The organism is Nocardia sp. NBC_01329 (assembly GCF_035956715.1).
Taxonomy (GTDB): Bacteria; Actinomycetota; Actinomycetes; order Mycobacteriales; family Mycobacteriaceae; genus Nocardia.
Map to the genome: position 1 here is coordinate 6,146,279 of NZ_CP108381.1, position 22,145 is coordinate 6,168,423.

General features: G+C 66.5%; 22 protein-coding genes. 9 read left to right on the forward strand and 13 right to left on the reverse strand.

The genetic code is table 11. The features are described from left to right. Nucleotides 1-202 precede the first annotated feature (202 nt). From metE to OG405_RS27985, 3 genes are all read left to right on the forward strand, one after another. Entirely contained in the window at nucleotides 203-2,509 is a 2,307-nt protein-coding gene (metE, locus tag OG405_RS27975; protein ID WP_327149394.1) for a 5-methyltetrahydropteroyltriglutamate--homocysteine S-methyltransferase, read from the forward strand. 376 nt (nucleotides 2,510-2,885) lie between these two features. Beyond that, nucleotides 2,886-3,941 carry an NAD(P)-dependent alcohol dehydrogenase gene (locus OG405_RS27980; protein WP_327149395.1) on the forward strand — a complete coding sequence of 352 codons (1,056 nt, stop codon included), beginning with the start codon at nucleotides 2,886-2,888 and terminating at the stop codon, nucleotides 3,939-3,941. 542 nt (nucleotides 3,942-4,483) lie between these two features. Then, nucleotides 4,484-5,602 (forward strand): S1C family serine protease, encoded by a 1,119-nt coding sequence (locus OG405_RS27985; protein ID WP_327149396.1) that lies wholly within the window; start codon nucleotides 4,484-4,486, stop codon nucleotides 5,600-5,602. 19 nt (nucleotides 5,603-5,621) lie between these two features. On the opposite strand, the gene OG405_RS27990 is transcribed toward OG405_RS27985, so the two are convergent. From OG405_RS27990 to OG405_RS28035, 10 genes are all read right to left on the reverse strand, one after another. Continuing rightward, the gene (locus tag OG405_RS27990; RefSeq protein WP_442790799.1) at nucleotides 5,622-6,155 is read right to left on the reverse strand and encodes a vitamin K epoxide reductase family protein; all 534 of its coding nucleotides are present in this window, start codon (nucleotides 6,153-6,155) and stop codon (nucleotides 5,622-5,624) included. A gap of 29 nt (nucleotides 6,156-6,184) precedes the next feature. Then, nucleotides 6,185-6,931: a DsbA family protein gene (locus tag OG405_RS27995; RefSeq protein WP_327149398.1), complete on the reverse strand. Its 747-nt coding sequence runs from the start codon at nucleotides 6,929-6,931 to the stop codon at nucleotides 6,185-6,187. Between the two features lie 139 nt (nucleotides 6,932-7,070). Continuing rightward, complete coding sequence (locus tag OG405_RS28000; RefSeq protein ID WP_327149399.1) at nucleotides 7,071-7,916, reverse strand: polyphosphate kinase 2 family protein; 846 nt, start codon at nucleotides 7,914-7,916, stop codon at nucleotides 7,071-7,073. Between the two features lie 12 nt (nucleotides 7,917-7,928). Continuing rightward, nucleotides 7,929-8,669, reverse strand: coding sequence for an ESX secretion-associated protein EspG (locus OG405_RS28005; protein ID WP_327149400.1), 741 nt, complete (start codon nucleotides 8,667-8,669; stop codon nucleotides 7,929-7,931). Then, entirely contained in the window at nucleotides 8,666-9,232 is a 567-nt protein-coding gene (locus OG405_RS28010; RefSeq protein ID WP_327149401.1) for a hypothetical protein, read from the reverse strand. Before OG405_RS28010 ends, OG405_RS28005 begins: the two co-directional genes overlap by 4 nt. Then, nucleotides 9,225-9,653 carry a hypothetical protein gene (locus OG405_RS28015; protein ID WP_327149402.1) on the reverse strand — a complete coding sequence of 143 codons (429 nt, stop codon included), beginning with the start codon at nucleotides 9,651-9,653 and terminating at the stop codon, nucleotides 9,225-9,227. Before OG405_RS28015 ends, OG405_RS28010 begins: the two co-directional genes overlap by 8 nt. 187 nt (nucleotides 9,654-9,840) lie before the next feature. Further along, the gene (locus OG405_RS28020) at nucleotides 9,841-10,527 is read right to left on the reverse strand and encodes a class I SAM-dependent methyltransferase (RefSeq protein ID WP_327149403.1); all 687 of its coding nucleotides are present in this window, start codon (nucleotides 10,525-10,527) and stop codon (nucleotides 9,841-9,843) included. Next, nucleotides 10,524-11,765 carry a saccharopine dehydrogenase family protein gene (locus tag OG405_RS28025; protein WP_327149404.1) on the reverse strand — a complete coding sequence of 414 codons (1,242 nt, stop codon included), beginning with the start codon at nucleotides 11,763-11,765 and terminating at the stop codon, nucleotides 10,524-10,526. The genes OG405_RS28020 and OG405_RS28025 overlap by 4 nt, the downstream gene beginning before the upstream one ends. Nucleotides 11,766-11,802: 37 nt before the next feature. Then, the gene (locus OG405_RS28030) at nucleotides 11,803-13,206 is read right to left on the reverse strand and encodes an ABC1 kinase family protein (RefSeq protein ID WP_327149405.1); all 1,404 of its coding nucleotides are present in this window, start codon (nucleotides 13,204-13,206) and stop codon (nucleotides 11,803-11,805) included. Between the two features lie 125 nt (nucleotides 13,207-13,331). After that, entirely contained in the window at nucleotides 13,332-14,018 is a 687-nt protein-coding gene (locus tag OG405_RS28035; RefSeq protein WP_442790800.1) for a TetR/AcrR family transcriptional regulator, read from the reverse strand. Between the two features lie 196 nt (nucleotides 14,019-14,214). On the opposite strand from OG405_RS28035, the gene OG405_RS28040 reads away from it, so the two are divergent. From OG405_RS28040 to OG405_RS28060, 5 genes are all read left to right on the forward strand, one after another. Then, nucleotides 14,215-15,576, forward strand: coding sequence for a DUF445 domain-containing protein (locus OG405_RS28040; RefSeq protein ID WP_442790626.1), 1,362 nt, complete (start codon nucleotides 14,215-14,217; stop codon nucleotides 15,574-15,576). Between the two features lie 362 nt (nucleotides 15,577-15,938). Beyond that, nucleotides 15,939-16,451 carry a helix-turn-helix domain-containing protein gene (locus OG405_RS28045; protein WP_327149408.1) on the forward strand — a complete coding sequence of 171 codons (513 nt, stop codon included), beginning with the start codon at nucleotides 15,939-15,941 and terminating at the stop codon, nucleotides 16,449-16,451. Next, a complete protein-coding gene (locus tag OG405_RS28050) occupies nucleotides 16,448-17,206 on the forward strand; it encodes a heparin-binding hemagglutinin (protein WP_327149409.1) in 759 nt (252 codons plus the stop codon). The genes OG405_RS28045 and OG405_RS28050 overlap by 4 nt, the downstream gene beginning before the upstream one ends. A 102-nt stretch (nucleotides 17,207-17,308) precedes the next feature. Beyond that, a complete protein-coding gene (locus OG405_RS28055) occupies nucleotides 17,309-17,572 on the forward strand; it encodes a DUF2516 family protein (protein ID WP_442790801.1) in 264 nt (87 codons plus the stop codon). Nucleotides 17,573-18,027: 455 nt separating this feature from the next. Beyond that, nucleotides 18,028-19,071 carry an alpha/beta fold hydrolase gene (locus tag OG405_RS28060; RefSeq protein WP_327149411.1) on the forward strand — a complete coding sequence of 348 codons (1,044 nt, stop codon included), beginning with the start codon at nucleotides 18,028-18,030 and terminating at the stop codon, nucleotides 19,069-19,071. A 7-nt stretch (nucleotides 19,072-19,078) separates the two neighbouring features. Here the strand turns inward: OG405_RS28060 and purU are convergent, their stop codons facing one another. Both purU and OG405_RS28070 read right to left on the reverse strand, forming a co-directional pair. Further along, a complete protein-coding gene (gene purU / locus OG405_RS28065; RefSeq protein WP_327149412.1) occupies nucleotides 19,079-19,969 on the reverse strand; it encodes a formyltetrahydrofolate deformylase in 891 nt (296 codons plus the stop codon). Nucleotides 19,970-20,070: 101 nt separating this feature from the next. Next, nucleotides 20,071-20,616, reverse strand: a complete 546-nt coding sequence (locus OG405_RS28070) for a GNAT family N-acetyltransferase (protein WP_327152558.1) — start codon at nucleotides 20,614-20,616, stop codon at nucleotides 20,071-20,073. A 92-nt stretch (nucleotides 20,617-20,708) separates the two neighbouring features. Between OG405_RS28070 and deoC the strand changes: the two genes are divergently transcribed. Beyond that, nucleotides 20,709-21,377 (forward strand): deoxyribose-phosphate aldolase, encoded by a 669-nt coding sequence (deoC, locus tag OG405_RS28075; protein WP_327149413.1) that lies wholly within the window; start codon nucleotides 20,709-20,711, stop codon nucleotides 21,375-21,377. 13 nt (nucleotides 21,378-21,390) lie between these two features. On the opposite strand, the gene OG405_RS28080 is transcribed toward deoC, so the two are convergent. Then, on the reverse strand, nucleotides 21,391-22,113 hold the full coding sequence (locus OG405_RS28080; RefSeq protein WP_327149414.1) for an LmeA family phospholipid-binding protein: 723 nt from the start codon (nucleotides 22,111-22,113) through the stop codon (nucleotides 21,391-21,393). Nucleotides 22,114-22,145 lie beyond the last annotated feature (32 nt).

A 22,145-nucleotide genomic window follows, 5' to 3' on the forward strand; every position in this document is an offset into this window, starting at 1 on the left:
GTCCGCTGTGGGTAGCTCTTGTTCGCTGGTCGCAGGACGTACCGTCTACCCAGGTGGCCCGCATCCATGGTCGGGGCCCGCCCCGGTTCTGGAGCGACAGAGCGAAGGAGCGCAGCGACTGAGCGGCGGAGTGAAGAACCGGGGTTAACAGGGCCCCGACCCGCGGCGCCGGAGGCGCCGCAAATAAACACGGAGGTCGGTAATGGTCAACGTCAGTGACGGATTCGGCTCGAGTGTGCTCGGGTATCCGCGGATCGGTCCGCATCGGGAACTCAAACGCGCGCTCGAAGCGTACTGGCGGCAGGCGATCACCCGGGACGAATTGGTCGCGGTCGGACGCGATATCCAGGAACAGCAGTTCAACGAACTCGCTGCGACCGGATTGACCCAGGTTCCGGGTAACACCTTCTCCTTCTACGACCATGTGCTGGACAACGCGCTGCTCTTCGGCGCGGTCCCGTCCCGTTTCGAGGAATATCGGGCCGATCTGGACCCGCTGGATTTCTACTTCCTGATGGCCCGCGGCCGACCCGACCTACCGCCGCTGGAGTTGGTGCGCTTCTTCGGCACGAACTACCACTACCGGCAGCCGGAACTCGATGGCGGCACCGAATTCTCCCTGCATCCCGAGGCGCTGCTGGACGAATGGGACCGGGCGATGGCGGTGGGCATCGAACAGCGGCCGGTCGTGCTGGGGCCGGTGTCGCTGCTGCTGCTGTCCAAGGCGGGCAGTGTGCCGGGCGAATCGGCCGGTTTCGACACCATCGACCTGTTGGACCGGCTGCTACCGGTCTACGAGCAGCTGTTCGAGATTCTGGCCCGGCGCGGCGCCACCTGTGTGCAGTTGGACGAGCCCTGTTTCACCGCCGAACGCTCGGTCGCCGAACTCGCGGCCTTCGAACGTGTCTACGATCGGCTCTCCAAGGCGCCGCTGCGCCCGCGCATCCTGGTCACCGGCCAGTACGGTGATTTCGGTGAGGCCCTGCGGATTCTGGCCGGTACCGGGGTGGAGGCGATCGGTCTGGATCTCGCCACCTACCGGGTCCGGGCCGAGGATCTGGCGAGTATTCCGGGTATCCGGCGTAAAAGGCTGTACGCGGGTGTTATCAGCGGTACGAATGTGTGGCGGGCCGATCGCTACGTCACCCTGGAATACCTGAACGAACTAGCGAAAGTGTGTCCCGATCTGGTGGTCGCCACCGGGACCACTCTGCTTCATGTGCCCTACGATGTGCTCGCCGAATACGAAATCCCCGGAAATGTGGCCGATCGGCTGGCATTCGCGAAGCAGAAAGTCGGCGAGGTCGTCTCGCTGGCGAAAGCGCTCACCGAGGGGCCCTCGGACAAATGGCGTAAACGTCCGGGCGAAGTGCATTTCAAACAGAAGCACGCGGTGCGGCAGCGGGTGTACGCGATCACCCCGCAGATGCGCGAACGCGCACCCTATGCCGAGCGCCGGGCGGCGCAGCAGGAGAAGCTGCGACTGCCACTGGTGCCCGCCACCACGCTCGGGTCGTATCCGCAGAGCGCCGCGGCCCGGCAGGCCCGCCACCAATTGGGTGAGGGCCGGCTGTCCTACGACGAATACCGCAAGAAGATCGAAGCGGAGATCGCCGCGACAATCGCACTGCAAGAAGATATCGGCCTCGATGTGCTGGTGCACGGCGAACACGAGCGCAACGACATGATCCAGTACTTCGCCGAACTGTTGGACGGTTTCGCGACCACCCATTTCGGCTGGGTGCAGGTGTACGGTTCGCGTTGTGTGCGCCCGCCGATCATCTACGGTGACGTGTCGCGCCCGGCTCCGATGTCGGTGGATTGGATCACCTACGCGCAATCGCTGACCGACAAACCGGTGAAGGGCATGGTCACCGGCCCCGTCACCATGATCGCGCGCTCGTTCGTCCGGCAGGACCAACCGTTGTTCGAGACAGCCGATCAGGTGGCACTGGCCGTTCGCGACGAAGTGGTCGATCTGGAACGGGCCGGTATCGGCATCATCCAGGTCGACGAACCGGCGCTGCGGGAGCTGTGGCCGGCCCGGCCAGAAGGCCGCGCCGAATACTTGCGCTGGGCCATCGGCGCCTTCCGTCTCGCGACCTCCGGCGTGGCGCCGGGTACGCAGATCCACACCCATATCCCGTACTCGGGGCGTACGGAGATCGTGGAGGCGATCGAGCAGCTGGACGCCGATGTCACGGCCATCGTCGCCACCCGTTCCATCGAATGGGTGCTGAAAGCGCTGGAAGAGGATTACGCCTCCGGCCACGGTCCGAGTAACGGGGTCGGCCCGGGCGTGTACGAGAGCCGTTCGGCTCGGATCCCGGATATCGATGAGCTGGACGAACTGCTCACCGCCGCCGCGGCGGCCGTGGGACCGGACCGGCTCTGGGCCAACCCTGACGGTGGTCTCAAGACCCGCCACCACTGGCAGCTCGACCCGGCCCTGCGCAACATGGTCGCCGCCGCCCGTCGCGTCCGCCGCCGGGCGGAGTCGGCGCAGTGACCAGGCCCCCGCCCGCGACCCTCGCGTCCCCCCTCCGCAGGCACAGCAGGTGGCGTACGCACCCCAGAAATCGCATGCTGACCAGGACCCGCATGCTGACCGGAACGTCGAATCCCGACGCAACCCAATGAGTCGAGTCTTACGAGACACCCCAAAGGGTTGAGGCCGTCTCGCCGTTCAGGCCTCGAAGCGCATGCGACGTGCGGTCGGCCATCCGATGGACCGACCGTTGAGCACCTTCGGCCGAGGTGAACCCACCCAGGCCAGGGTGCGAGTCTCGAGGCCTGAACGGCGAGACCTCAGGGCCTCAACCCCCGCGCCGCCGCAGGCGGCGCCAAAAAACACAGCGCGCCAAAATTACGGTAGGCATGGACGCATGAGTAATGCTGTAGCTGCTTACGCGATGGCCGGACCCGATGCCGCGTTCGAAAAGGTCACCATCGAGCGGCGGGACCTCGGCCCCGATGATGTCCTCATCGATATCGAATATGCCGGTATCTGCCATTCCGATATTCACACTGCCCGCAACGAATGGGGTGGCGCGGCGTATCCATGTGTTCCGGGGCACGAGATCGCGGGGACCGTCGCGGCTGTGGGCGCGGCGGTCACCCGGCACAGCGTCGGTGACCGGGTGGGTGTCGGCTGCATGGTGGATTCCTGTGGGAAGTGCGAATCGTGCCTGGCGGGCGAGGAGCAGTTCTGCGCCCGTGGTGCGGTGATGACCTACAACTCCCGCGTGCCGGAGGAAGTGCAGCCGGGCGGGCACACCATGGGCGGATATGCCAAGCAGATCGTGGTGACCGAGAACTTCGTGGTCGCTGTCCCGGCGGGGATCGATCTGTCGGTGGCCGCGCCGCTGCTGTGTGCCGGAATCACGCTGTATTCACCTTTACGACAATGGGATGCCGGGCCGGGTAAAAAGGTCGCGATCATCGGAATGGGCGGGCTCGGCCATATCGGTGTGAAAATCGCGGCGGCGCTGGGTGCCGAGGTCACTGTGTTGAGTCATTCGCTGAGCAAACAGGATGACGGGAAGCGTTTCGGCGCGCACCACTATTACGCGACCAGCGATGAGCAGGTGTTCCGGGAGCTGCGCAGCAGCTTCGATCTCGTCATCAATACCGTGTCCGCGGATCTGCCGATCAATGAATATATGAAGCTGCTGCGGCTGGATGGGGCGCTGGTCGTCTTGGGGCTGCCCGAGGCTCCGCTCGAGGTTCAGGCCCGGGTGCTGGCCGGTCGCCGCCGAGTGCTGGCCGGTTCGATGATCGGGGGTATCGAACAGACGCAGGAGATGCTGAATTTCTGTGCCGACCACGGAATCGGTGCGGAAATCGAGTTGATTTCCGCGGATGAGATCGACGGTGCGTATGAGCGGGTGGTGGCCAGTGATGTGCGGTATCGGTTCGTCATAGACGCTGCGACGATCTGACGATTTCCGGCCGATCGCCACGGTCGGAAGGGCCCTGGAATGCCGGTTCGATCGGCGAGCTTCGAACAATCGTCCATCATCGAACAAAGGGATTCCGCGCCTTCCAGCGTAATTTTCCACACTGTGGAGAAGGCTGTGGAGAACCGGATACCCGAGGTGGGGATGAAGGCCGGGGCTGTGGATGGATTGTGTGCTGGAGCGGTTCGGATACCGGAAATCTATTGATTCGGTTTCCGCCGGATAACGGACCGGACAGAATATCCGGTATCGGTGATCAGCACCGTTTCCGGGCATACCCCGACCTCCGGCCCGGTTTTCGACCGAACGGCGTAAAGGGCCGTTCCCGCGATGTGACGTGGATGTGACCGTGACGGTCCCAGATAACGAATCCACAGGCATTCGAGCGGTCTTTCCCCAGGTCCGCCCCAGCCTGTGGATAACTTGGGATACCTGTGGATAACTTCTCCCATGGCGAGAAACCCGGCAGCCGCGTGGCGATCGGGCGACAATGGTCGTGATCGGCTGCGGCAGCGGGAGGCTCCTTGGACAACCAGTGGCAGGGCACCGGCTCCGGCGGACCCACCGGCGGGAGCCGCGTGCTCATCACCGTCTTCGCCGCCGTGCTCGCCTTGGGAGCGCTCTTCGGCTATCAGGGAGAGCTGCCCGGCCTTTCGCAACCCGGCCGCAGCGTCGTCGCGGCGCCGGTCCGGCCCGCGCCCCCGTTGAACGCGAGTGAGCTGACGCGTGGCCTCTCCCCGGTACTTGTGAACATCACTGCCGCCGCCCGGCCGTTCGGCGCCGCGGCTGCCGGGTCCGGCATCGTGCTCACCGGCGAGGGCCAGGTTCTCACCAGCCATCATGTCGTGAAGGGCGCGAAAACCGTCCGGGTCAGCCGTGTCGCCGACGGCGCTGTGTACACCGCCGAAGTACTCGGCTACGACACCCACGCCGATATCGCGCTGCTTTCCCTCACCGGCGCCTATGGCTTGGCCACCGCGCGGATCGGCAGTTCCGCCGGGCTCCGGGTCCGCGACGAGGTGCTGGCCGTCGGTAACGCGGGCGGTAGCGGAACGGCGACGGCGGTCACCGGAGAGATCAGCGATCTGGACAGCACGATCATGGCGCTGAACCAGCAGGATCTGTCCCGGCAGGCGCTCACCGGGATGCTGGAGATCGAGGCCGCCGTCAGCGCCGGCCAGTCCGGTGGCGCACTCACCGATCACACCGGCGCGGTCGTCGGCGTGATCGCCGCAGCATCGGGGAGCCGGGACCCGCCGCCGGGCGGAGCCGCCGACCCCCCGAACGGCTATGCGGTGCCGATCGACGCCGCCATGCGGGTCGTGCGTCAGATACGTTCCGGGACACCCACCGAATCCGTGCACATCGGTCCCACCGCCACGCTGGGTGTCCTGATCTCCGATGCGCGTCCGCGCGGCGCTCGTATCGATATGGCGATCTACGGGCTGCCCGCGCAGACCGCGGGTCTGGTGGCCGGGGAGATAATCACTTCGCTGGACGGTCGCGCCGTCACCAGCGCCCGGTTGCTGCGTGCTTTGATCGACACCCGCAAACCCGCCGAAACAGTGCGGCTGGGCGTGCGGGCATCCGACGGCACCGAACGGGTCGTGGCGGTGCGACTGGCTACCGGTACGCCGGGCTAGGGCAGTTCGCGTCCCGCGGTCAGAACAGCGACAACCAATAGTCCTGGAACCGCAGGAACACCAGCACCAGCACCACCGCGTAGAACACCGCGACGAAAGTCCAGCGCCATTCCGCGACCACTCGCAGCGCACCCCGATCGTTACCCCACAACTGCTCGGTGATGACCGCGAGCAGCGGTGTGATGATCGCCCAGACCACCATGCAGTACGGGCACAGCGCGTTGATGCGGTACAGGCTCTGGAAGATCAGCCAGCAGATGAACAGCGTGCCCGCGGCCGTCCCCAGCCACAGGCCGGTCCAGATCCATCGAGGCAGCCCCACTCCCGCGACCGACAGGACGCCGAGGGTCACCACCACCGAGAACCCCGCCAGGCCGATGATCGGATTCGGGAATCCGAGCACCGCCGCCTGGTCGGTGGCCATCACCGAACCGCAGGACAATACCGGGTTCAAGCTGCACGACGGTACGTAGCCGGGCTCGCTGAGCAGTTTGAAATCTTCGACCAGCAGGGCGAACGCGGCGATCCAGCCGGCCAGCCCGCACAGGAGCATCGTCCAGGCGGCAGGCGGCGATGTCCGGATCACCGGCCCGCAGCCGCCTGTATCGCGGCGGCCAGCGGTGCGGTATCGAACTTCTGCCCGCTCGGGTCGGCGGTGAGTTTCACCGGCTCACCATTGACGAACACCGTAGGGGTTCCGTCGATGCCTTCTGCCAGTGATTCCTCGGATTTCGCCGCGACGAAGCCATCGTATTTGCGGTCGGTGATGCAGTCGGCGATGGTGGGGTCGGTATAGCCCGCCTGCTGCGCGATGGCGATGAGTTGCTCGTCGGTCAGCCCGGCGCCGCCTTCGGGCGGCTGCTGCTGGAACATGAGCCTCAGCCAGTCCTGATACTTATCGGTCCCGGTATCGGCTACACAGTAGGAGGCATTGGCCGACCGAGTCGAGTATTCGGTGCTGGACATCTGGTCCAGATAGCCCACGATGTTGTATTCGACCGCCGCGGTGCCGTCGGCCACCGATTCGCGCAGTAGTTCGGCGTGGTCGGCCTCGAACTGTTGGCAGACCGGGCACTGCATATCCGCGACGATCCGTACGGTCGCCTTCGCGTCGGGCTGCCCGATCCGGATGGCGCCGTTATCGGTCGCGACCGCCGGGACGGGGCCCACATCGTCGGAACCGGAGTTGCGTACGGCCAGGCCGATCCCGATCGCCGCGACCAGCACCACCAGCACGGCCGCCACTGCGACCTGTATCGCGATCTTGCGGTTGCGGTCCGCGCGCGCGGCCGCCGCCACCGGATTCGGCCGACCGGGGTTTTTGCTCACCGTGCGTTCACCACGCCTCTCCCTCGCCTCGCTGCCCCGGCCACGCATAGGTTCGCCGAGGAGCGCCGGGTTTCCCGGCGCACCGTCCCATCATTGTCCGGCTTGCTGAGAGTTTCCATAACTCACCCGTTTCCGTCGGTCAGGCCGTGTCCAGCCGGCGCAGTTCGGCGGCCGGATCGAAATTCGCCGGTGGCCAGGTCAGCTCCAGTTTCTCGAGCGCCTCGATCAGCAATTCGGTCACGGCCAGCCGCGAATACCACTTCGCGTCGGCGGGCAATACATACCAGGGCGCGTGGCCGGTGGAGGTGCGGTCCAGCAGATCCTGGTAGGCCTGCTGGTAGGCGGGCCAGTAGGCGCGCTCGTCGATATCGCCGGGGTTGAACTTCCAGTGTTTGTCCGGTCGTTCCAGTCGCTCCCGCAACCTTTTCTTCTGTTCGTCGAGCGATACGAACATCGCGACCTTCACTAGCGTCGTCCCGGATTCGGTCAGCTCCTTTTCGAAATCGTCGATCTCGGTGTAGCGCTGCTGCCAGACGGTCTCGGGCACGAGTTCGTGGACGCGCGCCACCAGGACGTCTTCATAGTGTGAGCGGTCGAAAACGCCCAACTGGCCGCTGCGCGGGAGTTCCTTGCGGATACGCCACAGGAAGTGATGCCGCTTCTCCTCCTCGGTCGGGACGCCGAACGCGGCGTGATCGACACCCTGTGGATCCACCGAACCGATCACGTGACGTACGATTCCGCCCTTCCCGGCGGTATCCATCCCCTGCAGCACCAGCAGGACACTGCGGTTGTCCCCGGAGCGCCCGTTGGCGTACAGCTTCTCCTGCAGGCCGGCCAGAACTTTGCTGCGTTCGCTCAGCAGTTGTTCCCCGTCCTTTTTTTGGCCGGGGAACCCGGGTTTGGCGGATGTATCGATATCGGCGACGCGCAGGCCGTCGGCGCGCAGAGCCCGGCTCGCGGGGATCTTCCAGTGCACGGACATCGGACAGACCTATCACAATCCGGGCATGCTGCCGCGGATGCGGGCCAGGTTCTGCAGGTTGTCGGCGAAATCGGAATCGCTGACCGGGGCGAGGACCAAGACGTCGGCGGTGGTCAGCAGGTAGCGGCCGTCGCCGCGGATATCGAGCCAGCTGCGGTGCAACGTCGGCGGTGACATGGGATCCTCCGGGGCCACCGTGATGGTGATGAAACCTCGGGAGTCGACCGGTTCGCGCAGGGTCGCCCGAAACCGGGCAGCATCGCCGGCGCCGTCGTCGGTGGGTATCGGGGCGTCGGTGAGTACCGCGTCCTGGGGCTGGTGGAAGGGGCCGTGGGTCCCGGGCCGGGCGGATCCGATCAGCTGCACCAACCGGCCCCCGAGATCCTGAGCTTGGCACATATGGACCATGACCTTCGTGGGCGTGGCGTGCAGTACGGCGGCGTGATGATCGATGACGGCGGCGAAGCCGAGGATCTGTTCGGTATGCGGCTGGTCGCCGTTGCGGGAGGGTGCCGGGCGTTCGCCGGAGATCGTGACCGAGGTGGCGTCCGGGCGGGCGCAGAGCATGAGCGCGGCTGCCAGATCTGGGTCGGCCTGTCTGGCGAACCGCTGTGGTAATCGCAGGGCGTCCAATTCGGATTCGGTCCGCACAGTGCTCGCCGGGGCCAGATTCACCGGATAGGGGCGGCGGTCCAGGCTCGTCTCATTGGCCCAGACGTAGCTGAATTCGTCGTGGGTAAGAATCCATTTCACCGGCGTGGGCTCCCGTCGGCGGCGGTGCCGGGGAATCGGGGGACGCAATCGCCGGAAGCCGGGAGGGTGGGATTGTAGATGGTGGTCATCGCGTCCTGCGCATCGGCGGCGGCCGCGGCGGCGGCGATATCGTGATCCATCCGGCGGCGGCCACCGTGCACGGCCTCGGTGGCCGGATCGTCGAGTGGTCGATAGGGCTGCGGTGGAGCCAGCGCCGACCGGAGCGTCTGTGCCGCTTCGGTATTGCTCTCCATGAGGCGCTGTAGCGCCCGGCACGCCTCATGGGTTTCGTTGCCGCGGACGATGAATTCCAGGGTCGCCTGCCGTGCCGCGTTCGCCGAATGGCCGGACCAGCGATCGAATTCGCGGCGGGCGGTATCGGTGAACGCGGCGAAGGCATCCGCCACCGCGTCCGCGTTCGACTTCCACGCCGCGGCGGTGTCGCCGAGCGCACCGGGATCGAGTACCTCGTGTACCCGGTCCCAGATCTCCTGATGGGTGAAACTGCCGAAACATTCGCGTTCGGGTGCGTAAGGCGGGTCCGTACCGGCGGATTCAGCCATGGTCGTCCTGTTCGTGGCGATCGTCGCCGGAGCCGGAACGAGCCGCCACCATCGCGAGGGCGGCGCGGTTGGCGAGATCGGCTTCGGTGAGTTTGCCGGCGGCGGCGAGATAGGCCGCCTTGAAGCACAGTGCCGCTTCCTGCAGCGCGGTGAGAGTCTCCAGGTATTGCCCTGCTTTGCCGCGGAACCCAGCGGCGAGCGCGTGACCGGTGGGCAGATCGGGGAATCCGGTGGCGCCGTCCGCTTCGGCGATCCGATGCCCCCCGAGCCGGGCGGCCTCCAGTTCGGCGACCAGGGTGTCGCAGGCATGGGCCAGGCGCAATGCGACGTCTTCGGCAAGGGTGAACGAATCCGTTCCGCCGGCCGTGGCCGCGCGGTACAGCCGGCGGGCTGTGCTCTGACCCACCTCCGGCACCGACATCTGGAATCCCCCTTCCGGCCCGCGGGTACGCACCGTGACTCTACCGACGAGTAGCGGTGAAGGTATCGGAAAACCTGCCGGTCATAGGGATTCGCCTGTGAAATGGCGCACGCGCCGCAGACCGCGGACAGCAACGGATCGAGGGGTGACAACGGGTCGGGCGATTCTGCTCGCGGCGCGGGATTCGTCAGACCCCACGACCGGACGCCGCCGGACGGTCCGCGCCGCGCGCGGCCGTTCCGGCGGTGGGCCGGGTGGCTGTCACATACTGGAAGAAGCGGTGAACGCGCTGGTCTATATCGACCAGTCCGGACGCCGCGAACAATTCCGGAAAGGTACGGCCGCCGAACATCCGCAACCCGCTCACCGCGGCGGTGACCCGAGTGAGTTCGCCGATCGGATTGTCCGGGCGATGACTGGTGGTGATGGCGATACGACCGCCCGGTGCCAGCACCCGGACCATCTCCCGGGCCGCGATGAGCGGATCGGGGATCAGATACAGCGCACCGAAACAGCAGACCGCGTCGAAACTTTCGTCGGCGAACGGCAGGTGTCGCGCATCTCCGCGTATGTATCCGGTGCGCGGTCCGGCGTTGTCGGCGAGAGCGCGCGCCAGCATGGGCGGCGAGTAGTCGATACCCGTGACGTAGCCGCCGGCCGGTACGTGCTCGCTCAGGAAACGGGTGAAATTACCGGGCCCGCAGGCGATGTCCAGGACGCGGGGCGACCGGTCGAGGTGCAGCGATTCCACCGCGAAACGGCGGTCGGCGTCGGTGGTTCGGCCGGTGGCCAGGTAGAACACCGTCGGCCGCCAGACCCGTTCGTAGACCGCTGCCAGTGCGGGGGCGTTCATGGTGCGCCGAGCGAGATTCATCCCAGCGGCTCGACATCGATGGTCATCCCGGCTGCCCGCAGCCGTTCGGTCAGGGCATCGCCCATGGCCGCGGCGGGGGTCAGGACCCCGGCGAGTTCGGGTTTGTCGTCGAAGGCCAGTGCGAGACCGCTTTCACCGAGCATGACTGCGGTGGCCTTGTACCCGGGATCGCCGAGACCGGCGAAATCTGCGCGATACCGAGCCCCCGACGAGGTCTGCGTGTAGGTGCGCATCCGGAACCATCCGCTCTCCCTGGTCGATTCGCCGGGACCGGTGCCCGGCGCGGGCAGGATCCGGTCGAGGACCGCGCGACCGGCACCGAACCGGGACAGCAGACCCCCGACCGCCATACCGGCGACGACACCGCCCGAGATACCCGCAGCGATCACCGGCGCCAGCCGTGAGGATCCGGCACCCATGGTTTCGCGGTAGCGGAAGTTCTTCCCGTACACCCAGCCCAGCAGGCCGTTGCTGCGACGCACGATCTTGGTGTTGTGCGAGGCCATCACGAAGGTGCCGACCCAGCCGTCCAGGCTCGGATCGATATCGCGGGCGCGTTGCAGGGTGAGGTCGGACTGGCGGCCCACCTCGGGGTCCAAGGATTTGTCCGGGCTCAGCGAATACGGGTGGCTCAGCACCGCGCCTTTCGATTTGTCGGCCGCGACCGCCTCCATCATCGCGCGGCCGGAATCGATGGTGCCACCACTGACCCCGCCGCGCAGCGTGGCGATGAGGGTGGTGTCGCCGAGTTCGCCGGAGTTGTCCGACACAGTGCGCCGGTAGAGCTGGTAGACGCTCAGATCCGAGGGGACCGAATCGTAACCACACGAGTTCACGATCTTGGCGCCGGTGCGCGTGGCCTCGTCGTGGTGGTTGTCGATGGCGTCGCGGATGAAAAGCGGTTCACCGGTGAGGTCCGCGTAGTGGGTCCCGGCCCTCGCGCAGGCGGCGACCATCGGCATCCCGTAGCGCAGATACGGGCCGACCGTGGTGATCACGGCGGTGGCCCGGGCCGCGAGGGCGTCCATCGACTCCTGGTCGGTGGAATCGGCCACCACCAGACCCCAGTCCGCGGCTCCGATCTCATCGCGTACGGCGGCGAGTTTTTCCGCCGAGCGTCCGGCGAGCGCGATCCGCGCTCCGGTAGGCGCCGCGCCCAGCAGATACTGGGCGGTGAGTTTGCCGACGAAGCCGGTGGCGCCGAATACGACGAGATCGAATTCGCGTGTGTCCGTCATGGATCGAACCCCTTGAATGTGTGTTGGTGGGGCGGCGTCAACCCGTGCGCCGTGCGCCGCGCTTGGCCGGCCGGCGCTGCGCCAGCCACTGTCGATGGACTCGGCCGAGTTCGGTGTCCGGTTCCTCGCCGTACAACCATTCCCGGGCGATGCGATGCCAGTTGGCGGTCGCCTCGAGCTGACCCAGCATGCCGAAGGTCAGGAAATCGGCCCGCCGCGAGAACAGATGTTCCGGCGGCAGATTCTGTTGCTTCATACCGGAGAACTCGCCGGATCGCGGGTCCACGGCCAGCAGGAACGCGCCACTCGCGAGTTCCGGGGTGATGGTGAGTTCCTGATCCACCAGACACCATTCGGATGCCGAGAGCACGTACTCCAGGCATTCCTCGACTCCGATCTCGTCCGCCGAATCGATGACCCCGCGCTGGATCATCAGTTCGCGCAGATCCTCGCCCCGATCCTCGGCCGCCGCGCAGAGGCAGATCGCCTCGAATCGGACGTGTTCGGGATCCATCCGGTTGAACAGCCCGAAATCCAGAAACCCGACCCGGCCGTCTTCGGCGAGCAGCACATTGCCCGGGTGCGGGTCGCCGCAGAATTCGTTGAAATTGAACAGCGACCCCACATAGAAGCGATAGATGATCTCGCCGACCCGGTCGCGTTCGGCCTGCGGCATCCGCCGGATGTCCTCGAAGGCGGTCCCCGGCAGATATTCGGTGACGAGGACGCGGCGCGTGCTGTGTTCGAGGAACGCCCGCGGGACGACGACGAACGGATGATCGGCGTACAGCGCCGCGATATCGCGCTGGGTCTCGGCCTCGATGTGATAGTCGAGCTCGGCTTCCATGTTCAACCGCAGTTCGTCGAGAACCGCAGGGGTCACCCACGGCATCGCCGACTGCAGGACCCGCCGGAACATGTTCAGATTCTTCAGATCGGCCCGGACCGCCGCGTCGATCCCCGGGTACTGAACCTTCACCGCGACCTGCCGGCCGTCGGGTAGCCGGGCGAGATAGACCTGGCCGATGGAGGCGGCCGCGATGGCCTCGGGCTCGAACTCGGCGAAAACCGCCTCCAACGGCTGCCCGTAGTCTTCTTCGATCACCGCGCGCATGGCTTCGAAGGACACCGAGGGCGCGGCGTTACGCAGCACGGCGAGCCGCTTCTGGAACCGCTCGCGATGCTCCGGCGGCACCAGGTCCAGATCCAGCACCGACATCATCTGGCCGAGTTTCATGGCCACGCCTTTCATGGTGCCCAGCACCATGACCAGTTGCTCGGTACTGCGAAGGATGGATTCCTCGGCCATCCGGGCGCGTACAGCCTCCGATCGCCCGCGCATCGAGAGCCGGGCACGTTGTTTACGTACCACCGAGCCGGCCGCGACGGCACCCAGTTTGGTGCCGCGGGCCAGCCGCGATGTCGGCACTTGTTTCGCCATCGAGGTACCTCCGTTGGTGCCGACGCGCGCCTACGACGACAGAAGAACACGTCGGTTCCTCGTCACCGCACGGGAATCAGACTAGCCAAACGGGCCCGGATGTCGAGCCCGGTGCGCGCGCCGACTCAGACGGCCTGGTCGTCGGAGGAAACCGGGGGGAGCACATGTTCCTGTTCGGCGAACTCGGTGCGCGAACCACCGGCCCTGGCCATCCCCTCGATGGCACTCCACACCATCATCGTGAGGTAATCGATGACCTCTTCGCGGGGCAGAGTCTTGTGCGTGGTCCACCAGTGGGTCGCGAGTTGGATACCGCCGACCAGCACATACGACCACAGCATGACGCCTTCGGTCTCGATCCCGCGCGCGCTGCCGCGTTCGGTGATGACGGCCGCGACCACCTCGGCGAACAGCCGCTCGAAATCGGCCAGCGAGGACGGGTCGCCGGAACCGGTACCCATGATGAACCGGTAGACCTCGGGGTCCTCGTCGACCGCGCCCACGTATTCGGCCAGCGCCGACCGCACCAGTTGGTACTCGTCGGCGTCGAGGCTGATCGCGCCGTAGACGCGCGGCATCAGCGTGATCTCGATGAACCGCTGCATAGCCGCGTTGACCAGGTCGTTCTTATCGGAGAAATAGCGGTACAGGACGGTTTTGGACACGCCGATCTCGGCGGCGATCTCATCCATCCCGGCATTTCCGCCCCGAGTCCGCACCGCCGCGAGCGTGCCGTCGACGAGTTCCTCGCGGCGGTCGATCTTGTGCTGTCGCCAGCGGCGTTTACGCCCATCGGTCCGCGGGGTACGCACCGGCGCCGATCGATCGGCGGATTTCCCGATATCGAGCAGGTCTTCGGTGGACAGCGTGGGCTCCTCGGTCGGACGGTTCACGTGAGTTCCACTCTAGGCCCCCTCCCCGCCGGGGTGGTTCGTTTGGTGCCACTGCGGCCGATCCCACACCCGGCGAAGGCGTCGGCACCGCAGGCGACGCCGGAAACACAGCAGAATGGGGGTTATGCAGAAACCGACCGGTAGCAGCGCGGTGCTCGAATCCGCCGCTGGGGTATCCGCCCCCGGCGGTCCGGCCGAACCACCGGGCGTGTTCGCCACCCTCACCGACGATGCGGCAAAACGACGGGACCTGCGGCGGATGAAGGCCGTCGCCACCGGTCTGCTGGCCGTCGCCACGATCATCTACCTGGTGTGCAGGTGGCTGGAGTCACGCGGCGGCTCCGGTGACTGGGTCGGCTATGTGCGGGCGGCCTCGGAAGCCGGCATGGTGGGCGCGCTGGCGGACTGGTTCGCGGTGACGGCACTGTTCCGGCATCCGCTCGGCCTGCCGATCCCGCATACCGCGATCATCCGCCGGAAGAAGGATCAACTCGGCGCCAGCCTGGGCGATTTCGTGGGCACCAACTTCCTGTCACCCGAGGTGGTCACGGCGAAGGTGAACTCCGCGCAGATCCCGTGGCGGATCGGACGCTGGATGGCCGGGCCCGGGAACGCCGCCCGGGTGGCCGACGAGAGTTCGACGATCCTGCGCGCGGTCGTGGGGGTGCTGCGCGACGAGGACGTCGAACAGATCATCGACAACACCATCGTGAAGCGAATCGCGGAACCGCAGTGGGGTCCGCCGATCGGCCGCGTCCTGTCCGAACTGCTGGCGGACAACCGGCAACTGCCCCTGCTGGATCTGCTCGCCGAACGGGCCCATCAGTGGGCGCTGGGCAGCCAGGAGACGATCGACCGGATAGTCAACGGTGAGGCGCCGCAGTGGGCACCGAAATTCGTGAACGTCCTGCTGGCGGAGAAGGTGTACCGGGAACTGGTCGAATTCACCTGGAAGGTGCGCTCCACCCCCGACCATGAGGTCCGGCTGGCCGCCAACCGTTTCCTGGAGGAATTCGCCCACGATCTGCAATACGACGAGACGATGATCGCCAAGGCCGAACGGATCAAAACCGAGATCATGGGTCGAGAGGAGATCACCGGCCTGGCCGAGGCGACCTGGCGGGCGGCCAAACGACTCATCCTGGAATCCGCCGACGACCCGAACAGCACCCTGCGGCGCAAGGTCGCGGAGAACGTGCGGCAGCTGGGCGAACGCTTGCGCGACGACACCGAAACCCGCGCCAAGGTCGACGGCTGGATCGAACGCGGCGCCCGCTATCTGGCGGCCAACTACGCCGACGAGATCGCCACCATCGTCAGCGATACCGTGGCCCGCTGGGATGCGGAGGAGGCCAGTAAGAAGATCGAGATCCAAGTGGGGCGTGACCTGCAGTTCATCCGGATCAACGGCACCGTGGTCGGAAGCCTGGCGGGGTTGGTGATCTACACGGTGTCGCAGCTGATGTTCGGGGGATGAGGTCGCCGCGGTCAGCGCGCGCCTGTGGGCGTTCGCCGGCGGCCGGCTGTGTACCTCTGGGTTCGTGCCTTCCGAACCGCGTCCATGAATACAGCCCCACCCCGGTGCCGAGTTCTACGAGGCCCACAAAGGTCGAGGCCCGTCCCGCCCTTGGCCGGAGGTGCTCAGCAGGTCGCATTCCGTGGATGGCCGACCGCACGTCGCATGCGCGAAGCGCGAGTCTCGAGGCCTGAACGGCGGGACTTCCAGGGGCCTCGACCCCCGCGACGCCGGAGGCGGCGCAATCAGACACTGCTAACATGGTGCTTGCAATTGCTAGCACCCTGACCTAACGTTGTACGTACAACGCCAGAAGGTGAGTGATGGCCGACCATCTCGAGGTTTTCGCCCAGCGCACCGACGATCCGGCAGCGACTGCCGGCGCCGGCGACAAGGCAGCCCGCGTGGTCAACGCGGCGCAGGACATCGGAGGGTTCATCAGAGCGCAGCGCGAAGCCGCACAGGTCTCGTTGCGTCAGCTCGCCCTGCTGGCAGGGGTGAGCAACCCGTATCTCAGTCAGATCGAGCGCGGGTTGCGTAATCCCTCCGCTGAAGTACTCACACAGATCGCCAAGGCGCTCCGGGTTTCTTCGGAGGTGTTGTACGTGCGTGCCGGCTACCTCGAGCAGCGGCCGCACAGTCCCGTCCGGGATGCCGTGCTTGCCGATTCCGCGATCAGCGAGCGGCAGAAGCAGGTGCTCCTGGATATATACGAATCGTTCCGCCGGGAGAACGGGCCGGAGGAAACGATCCCCCGGGACAGTGTTGTTATCCCCCGGGACAGTGTTGTTCCACAACCGACAACCGACGCTCCACGCCAGGAGAACGATAAATGACCGAGAAGTACACCACCGTCAAACCACTGTTCGCCACCGTCGGCGCCACCGACGCGGTCTACACCGCGGTCGTGGACGCGGTGAGTCAGGTACGTGGGCGGGCAACCGATGTCAACGGCCGGGTCGACGAGGCTCGTGAGCGCTTCGCGGGCCTGCCGGCCGATGTGCAGACCCAGTTCGAGCAGATCCGCGCCCGGTTGTCCGAACTGCCCTCCGAACTGCCGGAGGACCTGGCCGAACTGCGGGAGAAGTTCACCAGCGAGGAACTACGCAAACTCGCCGAGCAGTACTACCGTCAGGTGCTCGACATCTACGCCGATCTCGCGGTCCGCGGTGAAGAGACCGTCGAGCGGCTGCGTGCGAACCATCTGGTCGAGGAGCAGGTCGGCCGGGTGGAGACCCTGTACAAGGACGCCAGCAGCCGGGCCGAGGAAGTTTTCGGCCGGGTGAACGGGTTGATCGGCCGGGCGAAGCCCGAATCCGAGCCCGAATCCGAGCCCCCCGCGCGCACCCCGGCCGCCGCCCCTGCCGCCCCGGAGGTCGTCGAAGCCGAAGTGGTCGAGGTCGCGCCCAAGGTGGCTCCCGAGCCCGTGTCCGAGGTGGCTCCCGAGCCTGTGTCCGAGGTGGCTCCCGAGCCTGTGCCCGCGCCGCCGGTGAAACCGGCTCCCGCGACGAAGACGCCTCCCGCCGCCAAGAAGGCTCCGGCCGCCAAGAAGACCGCTCCGGCCAAGAAGGCCGCGCCGAAGAAAGCGTGACCTGCTGATTCCGGCGCCGCGCCCCCGTGCACGTGCAGTGCGTGGGGGCGCTGCTCCTATCATGGTGGGGTGGAACACGTGTATGGCTTGACCGGGTGGATCATGGCCGCGCTGTGGCTGCTGGCGGCGAGTGCGACCGTTTTTGCGCTGGTGCATGCCGTGCGCCAGCGTTCCGATGCGTTCACCGCGGTCGACAAACTGACAAAACCGATCTGGCTGGGCATCCTCGGGGTGGCGATTCTGCTGCTCCTGGTCAATTTCCTCAACTTGGGTCTGCTGGCGTTCATCGCCATCATCGCGACCGGTATCTACCTGGCCGATGTGCGGCCGAAGGTGGACGAGGTGCAACGCGGTCCCCGCTGGTAGCTGTGTTTATTTGCGGCGCCTTCGGCGCATGCGACGTGCGGTCGGCCATCCGCGGAATGTGACCTGCTGAGCACCTTCGGCCAAGGGCGGGACGGTCCTCGACCTTGGTGGGCCTCGTAAAGCGGTGAGGATGGGTGTGGCCCCGCAGCGCTTGGTCCTGACCCGTCGTAAAACAGTGGCGCAGGTGGGGCGGCTTTCAGGGGGGATCGGTGAGAGTCGGCGCGATGTCTGTGTTGATGGTCCGGCGGGGGTGTGGCGGTCGCGGGTGCAGCAGAAGATAGGTGTGCGGGGAGGGTGTCGGATTCTGTGACGCCTTCGTTGTTGTGACCTGTGGGAAAGGTCGGCGAGTTCGAGCTGTCGGCGCGGTGAGATCGCCTCGATTCCGGTGTGCGTGCTGGCGGGCTACCACTCCACGCGTTACTGTGTCATTCGGTAACACAAAGGAGTGTGTGTTGATGCGTGCGACTGTGCCGAAAGCGCTGACTGCCCTCGTCGATCAGCTCGACGGGCTGTTCGAGGTGCATCGTGCGGGGCTGCGCACCCGCGGCGGCTATCGCAATCCGGCCTTCAATCCGCCGCAGGCCGAACATCAGGTGATCGGTGTGCGCGCCGCGGACGGGGCTCGGCTGCGGGTCCACGCTTACGGGCCGGAGGACGCCCGGCCGGTGATACTGATCCACGGCTGGACCTGCAGCCTCGAATATTGGAACCCGCAGATCAATGCCTTCGCGGGGCAGTACCGGGTCATCGCCTTCGATCTGCGCGGGCACGGCGAGAGCGAGTTCGGCACCCCGGATCAGCTCGACTGTCACCTGCTCGCCGACGATCTCTGCTCTGTACTCGACGCTGTGCTGCGACCGGGTCAGCGGGCTGTCCTGGTCGGTCACAGTCTCGGGGCGATGACTCTGCAGGCCTGGGCCGGGAAGTATCCGCAGCGGGTCGTCGACCAGGCCGCGGCTGTACTGCTGGCCAACACCGGACCGCATTCGCTGGTCGCCGAGACCACTGTGGTGCCGTTCTTCAACCGGCCGCTGCCGCTACTGAACCGGATGGTCCCGCTGCCGGCCTGGCTCGGCCGCAACGGGCTGAGTGCCCGGATCGTCTTTCCGCCGGTGGCTGCCGTGCGGTGGATCTTCGCCCGCCAGATCATGAGCCCGGACGCCGACCCGGAGTCGATCGAGTTCGGCATGAACATCGTGCGCTCCTGCCGGGCGCGGATCCGCTCGGAGTTCGGGTTGCTGCTCGCCGAGATGGACCTCGGGGACGCGGCGCGCCAACTGGTGGTGCCGACCACGGTGGTGGCGGGGACGGCCGACGATATGACGCCGGCGGTGCACGCCGAGCAGATCGCCTGCTGGCTCCGGGAGACCGGCAGCCTGGTGCAGTTCGTTCTGCTACCCACCGGTCATCTGGGCAATCTGGAGGAAATCGAGAGGTTCGACGAAATCCTCGACGAGGTGCTCACCTCGGTGCGTGAACCGGCCGAAGCGACGGGCTGACCCGCGCTCAGGAGAACACGACGGTGCGCCGCCCGTGCACCAGCACGCGGCTCTCCAGATGCCAGCGCAGGCCGCGCGCCAGCACCACCCGCTCGATATCGCGGCCCTCGCGGACCATATCGGTGACGCTGTCGGCATGGTCGACGCGGATCACGTCCTGTTCGATGATCGGACCCGCGTCCAGTTCGGCGGTCACGTAGTGGCAGGTGGCGCCGATGAGTTTGACGCCGCGGACGAATGCCTGGTGATAAGGGCGGGCGCCGACGAACGAAGGCAGGAAGCTGTGGTGGATATTGATCGCCCGCCCGGCCCAGTGCTCGCACAGGTGCTCGGGTAGTACCTGCATGAACCTGGCCAGCACCACCGCGTCCGGAGCATGGGAATCCACCAGTTCACGGACCTGTTCGAAGGCCGGCCCACGTTCGGACGGGTCCTTCGGGAACGGAACATGGTGGAACGGGATACCGTGCGCCTCGGTGATCGCTGCCAGATCGAGATGATTACCGATCACAGCTTCGATGGTGGCCGGAAGTTCCCCGGAGCCGGCACGGCCGAGCAGATCGTGCAGGCAGTGTCCCTCTCTGCTCACCAGCACTACCGCCCGGCGCCGCACTCCCGAATCGTGGACCTGCCATTCGGTCGCCGGGCCGAGACCGGCGGCAACCCCCTCGAATCGGCTGCGCAACTCTTCCACCCCGAACGGCACGGTCGAGGCTTTGATGGACTGCCGGGTGAAGAACCAGCCGGTCTCGAGGTCGGAGTGGTAACCGGCCTCCAGGATGGAGCCCCCGAATTCGGCGATGAACGAGGTGATGGCGGCGATGATGCCCGGGCGGTCGGGACAGCCCAAGGTGAGCACGTAGCGGCGGCCGTCGGGAGCGGGAGCTGCGGAAACCATGAGGTCATCCTGACAGTAAGGGTGCCGGCCGGTCAGCGCGACTCCGCCCTCGCGGCCGGCGGGGAGCGCAGGACCCACACCGGCGTGGATCGGCAGCGTTGTCACAGTTCGTAGAAGGGTCCGGCGTAACGGAATTCGCCGATGATCCGGGAGTCGTAGGCGCTCAACGGCCTGATCTGAAAATGGCTCGCCCATTCGGGGCGATCGGGGACAACGCCCAGCCGCTCGCCCGGCTGGAAACCGAACCTGGGGTAGTACTCGAGACTGCCGAGCAGGCCGACAAGCGGTTCGTCCAGCGCATCGGCGGCGCCGAGCGCGGCGTGCATCAGCGCCGAACCCACTCCGCCGCGCTGCCCCTCCGGAAGCACCCCGATGGGCCCGAGCGCCAGAACGGGAAACGGGCCCACGGTGGCCCGGGTGACGCAGACATGTCCGACGACGGTCTCGCGGTCCACCGCGACCATGGACAGCGTGGGAATCCAGCCGGGATCGGTGCGCAGCCGGGCCAGCAGTTCGACCTCCGGCGGCGCCTCCACCGGGCCGTCGGCGGCCGCGGGGCCGTCCGTCGCGTAATGCGGGGCGAAGGCGCTTCGGTGCACGGCTGCTACCGCGTCGGTGTCGACGGCTCGTTCGCGGCGGATCAGCAACATCGTCCTCTCGTCGGAAGGCGATACGAGTGTGCGCGAGGAGTTCGAGGCGCGCAACGGAATTCGCCGCGGATGTGCCAGACTTTCGTCCTATGGCCGATTCCATATCGCTGACCAGGCCCGAGGTGGCCGCAATGATCGACCACACGCTGCTCGCCCCGGAGGCGACCAGCGCGGATGTTACCGCCGCCGTGGCCGAGGCCCGGGAACTCGGCGTATACGCGGTATGCGTTTCGCCGGCCGTACTGCCCGTACGAGCTCCGGGGCTGGTGGTGGCGACCGTTGCGGGATTTCCCTCCGGGAAACATCATTCGCTGGTCAAGGGCGCCGAAGCGCGGCTCGCGGTGGAGCAGGGTGCGGCCGAGGTCGATATGGTGATCGATCTCGGCGCGGCGGTCTCGGGCGATTTCGCGGCGGTTCTCGCCGATATCATCGTGGTGCGCGAGGCTATTTCGGAGCGGGCGCTGCTGAAGGTGATCATCGAATCCGCCGCGCTGACCGACGAAGCGATTGTCGAGGTGTGCCGGACCGCCGAACGCGCGGGCGCCGATTTCGTGAAGACCTCCACCGGATTCCATCCCGCCGGAGGCGCCGATGTGCGTGCGGTCCGGCTGATGGCCGAAACCGTCGGCGGGCGATTGGGGATCAAGGCCAGCGGTGGAATCCGGACCGCGGCCGCGGCCGCGGAGCTGATCGCCGCGGGCGCCACCCGGCTCGGGCTGTCCCGGTCCCGGGCGGTGCTCGAGGGTTTCCCCGCCTGATCGCCGGCGGGACTCAGCAGGTCGCATCGCCCTGGGCGGCCGGCAGTTCGGTCGGGCCGCCCCGCAGGTCCACCTCGATGCCGCTGCCGGTGACTCGCAACGCGCTCGGCTCCAGGCCCATCGGGTAGGTCTGCAAGCTCTCGGTCATCAAATCCACCACACCCTGGACCAGCTCATCGGGCACCCCGATGCCCAGGAACTGCGCTTGGGACACCGCGATATCGACTTTCCCGTCCTGTATCTGCGGGGTGAGTTGCATGGCTCCGAAACCACCCAGCACCTTCATCGTGAGCTGCCCGGTATCGGGATCGGACTGCACATCGCTGACCAGGCCCTGCAACGTCTGGGAGATACCGGAGTTGCTCCAGGTGACGTCGGCGTTCGAACTCCCGACCGAGCTGCCACTGTTGCTCCCCTCGGCCATCTCGATATCGTGGAACTGGGCGTGGACCTGCATATCGACAGCCGGGCCGAATTCGTCGCCCTTACTGTCGACATCCATCCGTGAGACCTTGCCGTCCACCCAGGTGAGGAGTAGCGGTTTCGCGCCGAAGCCGACGTCGATCTGCGATCCCATCTCTTTCTCGAACTGCGAACTGATACAGCTCGCGATTCTGTGCCGCGCATACGCTTCGCCGCCGATCAGCGCGGCCACCACGAGCACGATCACGGTGACCAGGACGATCACGACGGTCCGGCGACTGGCCTTCGGGGCAGACAGGGACTTGGTGGGCATACTCGAGATTGTTCACGATGATTCTGTGCCGG

Coding starts and splice junctions, on each gene's coding strand:
- metE (WP_327149394.1), top strand. CDS start 203: ATGGTCAACGTCAGTGACGGATTCGGCTCGAGTGTGCTCGGGTATCCG.
- OG405_RS27980 (WP_327149395.1), top strand. CDS start 2,886: ATGAGTAATGCTGTAGCTGCTTACGCGATGGCCGGACCCGATGCCGCG.
- OG405_RS27990 (WP_442790799.1), bottom strand. CDS start 6,155: ATGCTCCTGTGCGGGCTGGCCGGCTGGATCGCCGCGTTCGCCCTGCTG.
- OG405_RS28000 (WP_327149399.1), bottom strand. CDS start 7,916: ATGTCCGTGCACTGGAAGATCCCCGCGAGCCGGGCTCTGCGCGCCGAC.
- OG405_RS28010 (WP_327149401.1), bottom strand. CDS start 9,232: ATGGCTGAATCCGCCGGTACGGACCCGCCTTACGCACCCGAACGCGAA.
- OG405_RS28015 (WP_327149402.1), bottom strand. CDS start 9,653: ATGTCGGTGCCGGAGGTGGGTCAGAGCACAGCCCGCCGGCTGTACCGC.
- OG405_RS28020 (WP_327149403.1), bottom strand. CDS start 10,527: ATGAATCTCGCTCGGCGCACCATGAACGCCCCCGCACTGGCAGCGGTC.
- OG405_RS28025 (WP_327149404.1), bottom strand. CDS start 11,765: ATGACGGACACACGCGAATTCGATCTCGTCGTATTCGGCGCCACCGGC.
- OG405_RS28030 (WP_327149405.1), bottom strand. CDS start 13,206: ATGGCGAAACAAGTGCCGACATCGCGGCTGGCCCGCGGCACCAAACTG.
- OG405_RS28040 (WP_442790626.1), top strand. CDS start 14,215: ATGGGGGTTATGCAGAAACCGACCGGTAGCAGCGCGGTGCTCGAATCC.
- OG405_RS28045 (WP_327149408.1), top strand. CDS start 15,939: ATGGCCGACCATCTCGAGGTTTTCGCCCAGCGCACCGACGATCCGGCA.
- OG405_RS28050 (WP_327149409.1), top strand. CDS start 16,448: ATGACCGAGAAGTACACCACCGTCAAACCACTGTTCGCCACCGTCGGC.
- OG405_RS28055 (WP_442790801.1), top strand. CDS start 17,309: ATGGCCGCGCTGTGGCTGCTGGCGGCGAGTGCGACCGTTTTTGCGCTG.
- OG405_RS28060 (WP_327149411.1), top strand. CDS start 18,028: ATGCGTGCGACTGTGCCGAAAGCGCTGACTGCCCTCGTCGATCAGCTC.
- purU (WP_327149412.1), bottom strand. CDS start 19,969: ATGGTTTCCGCAGCTCCCGCTCCCGACGGCCGCCGCTACGTGCTCACC.
- deoC (WP_327149413.1), top strand. CDS start 20,709: ATGGCCGATTCCATATCGCTGACCAGGCCCGAGGTGGCCGCAATGATC.
- OG405_RS28080 (WP_327149414.1), bottom strand. CDS start 22,113: ATGCCCACCAAGTCCCTGTCTGCCCCGAAGGCCAGTCGCCGGACCGTC.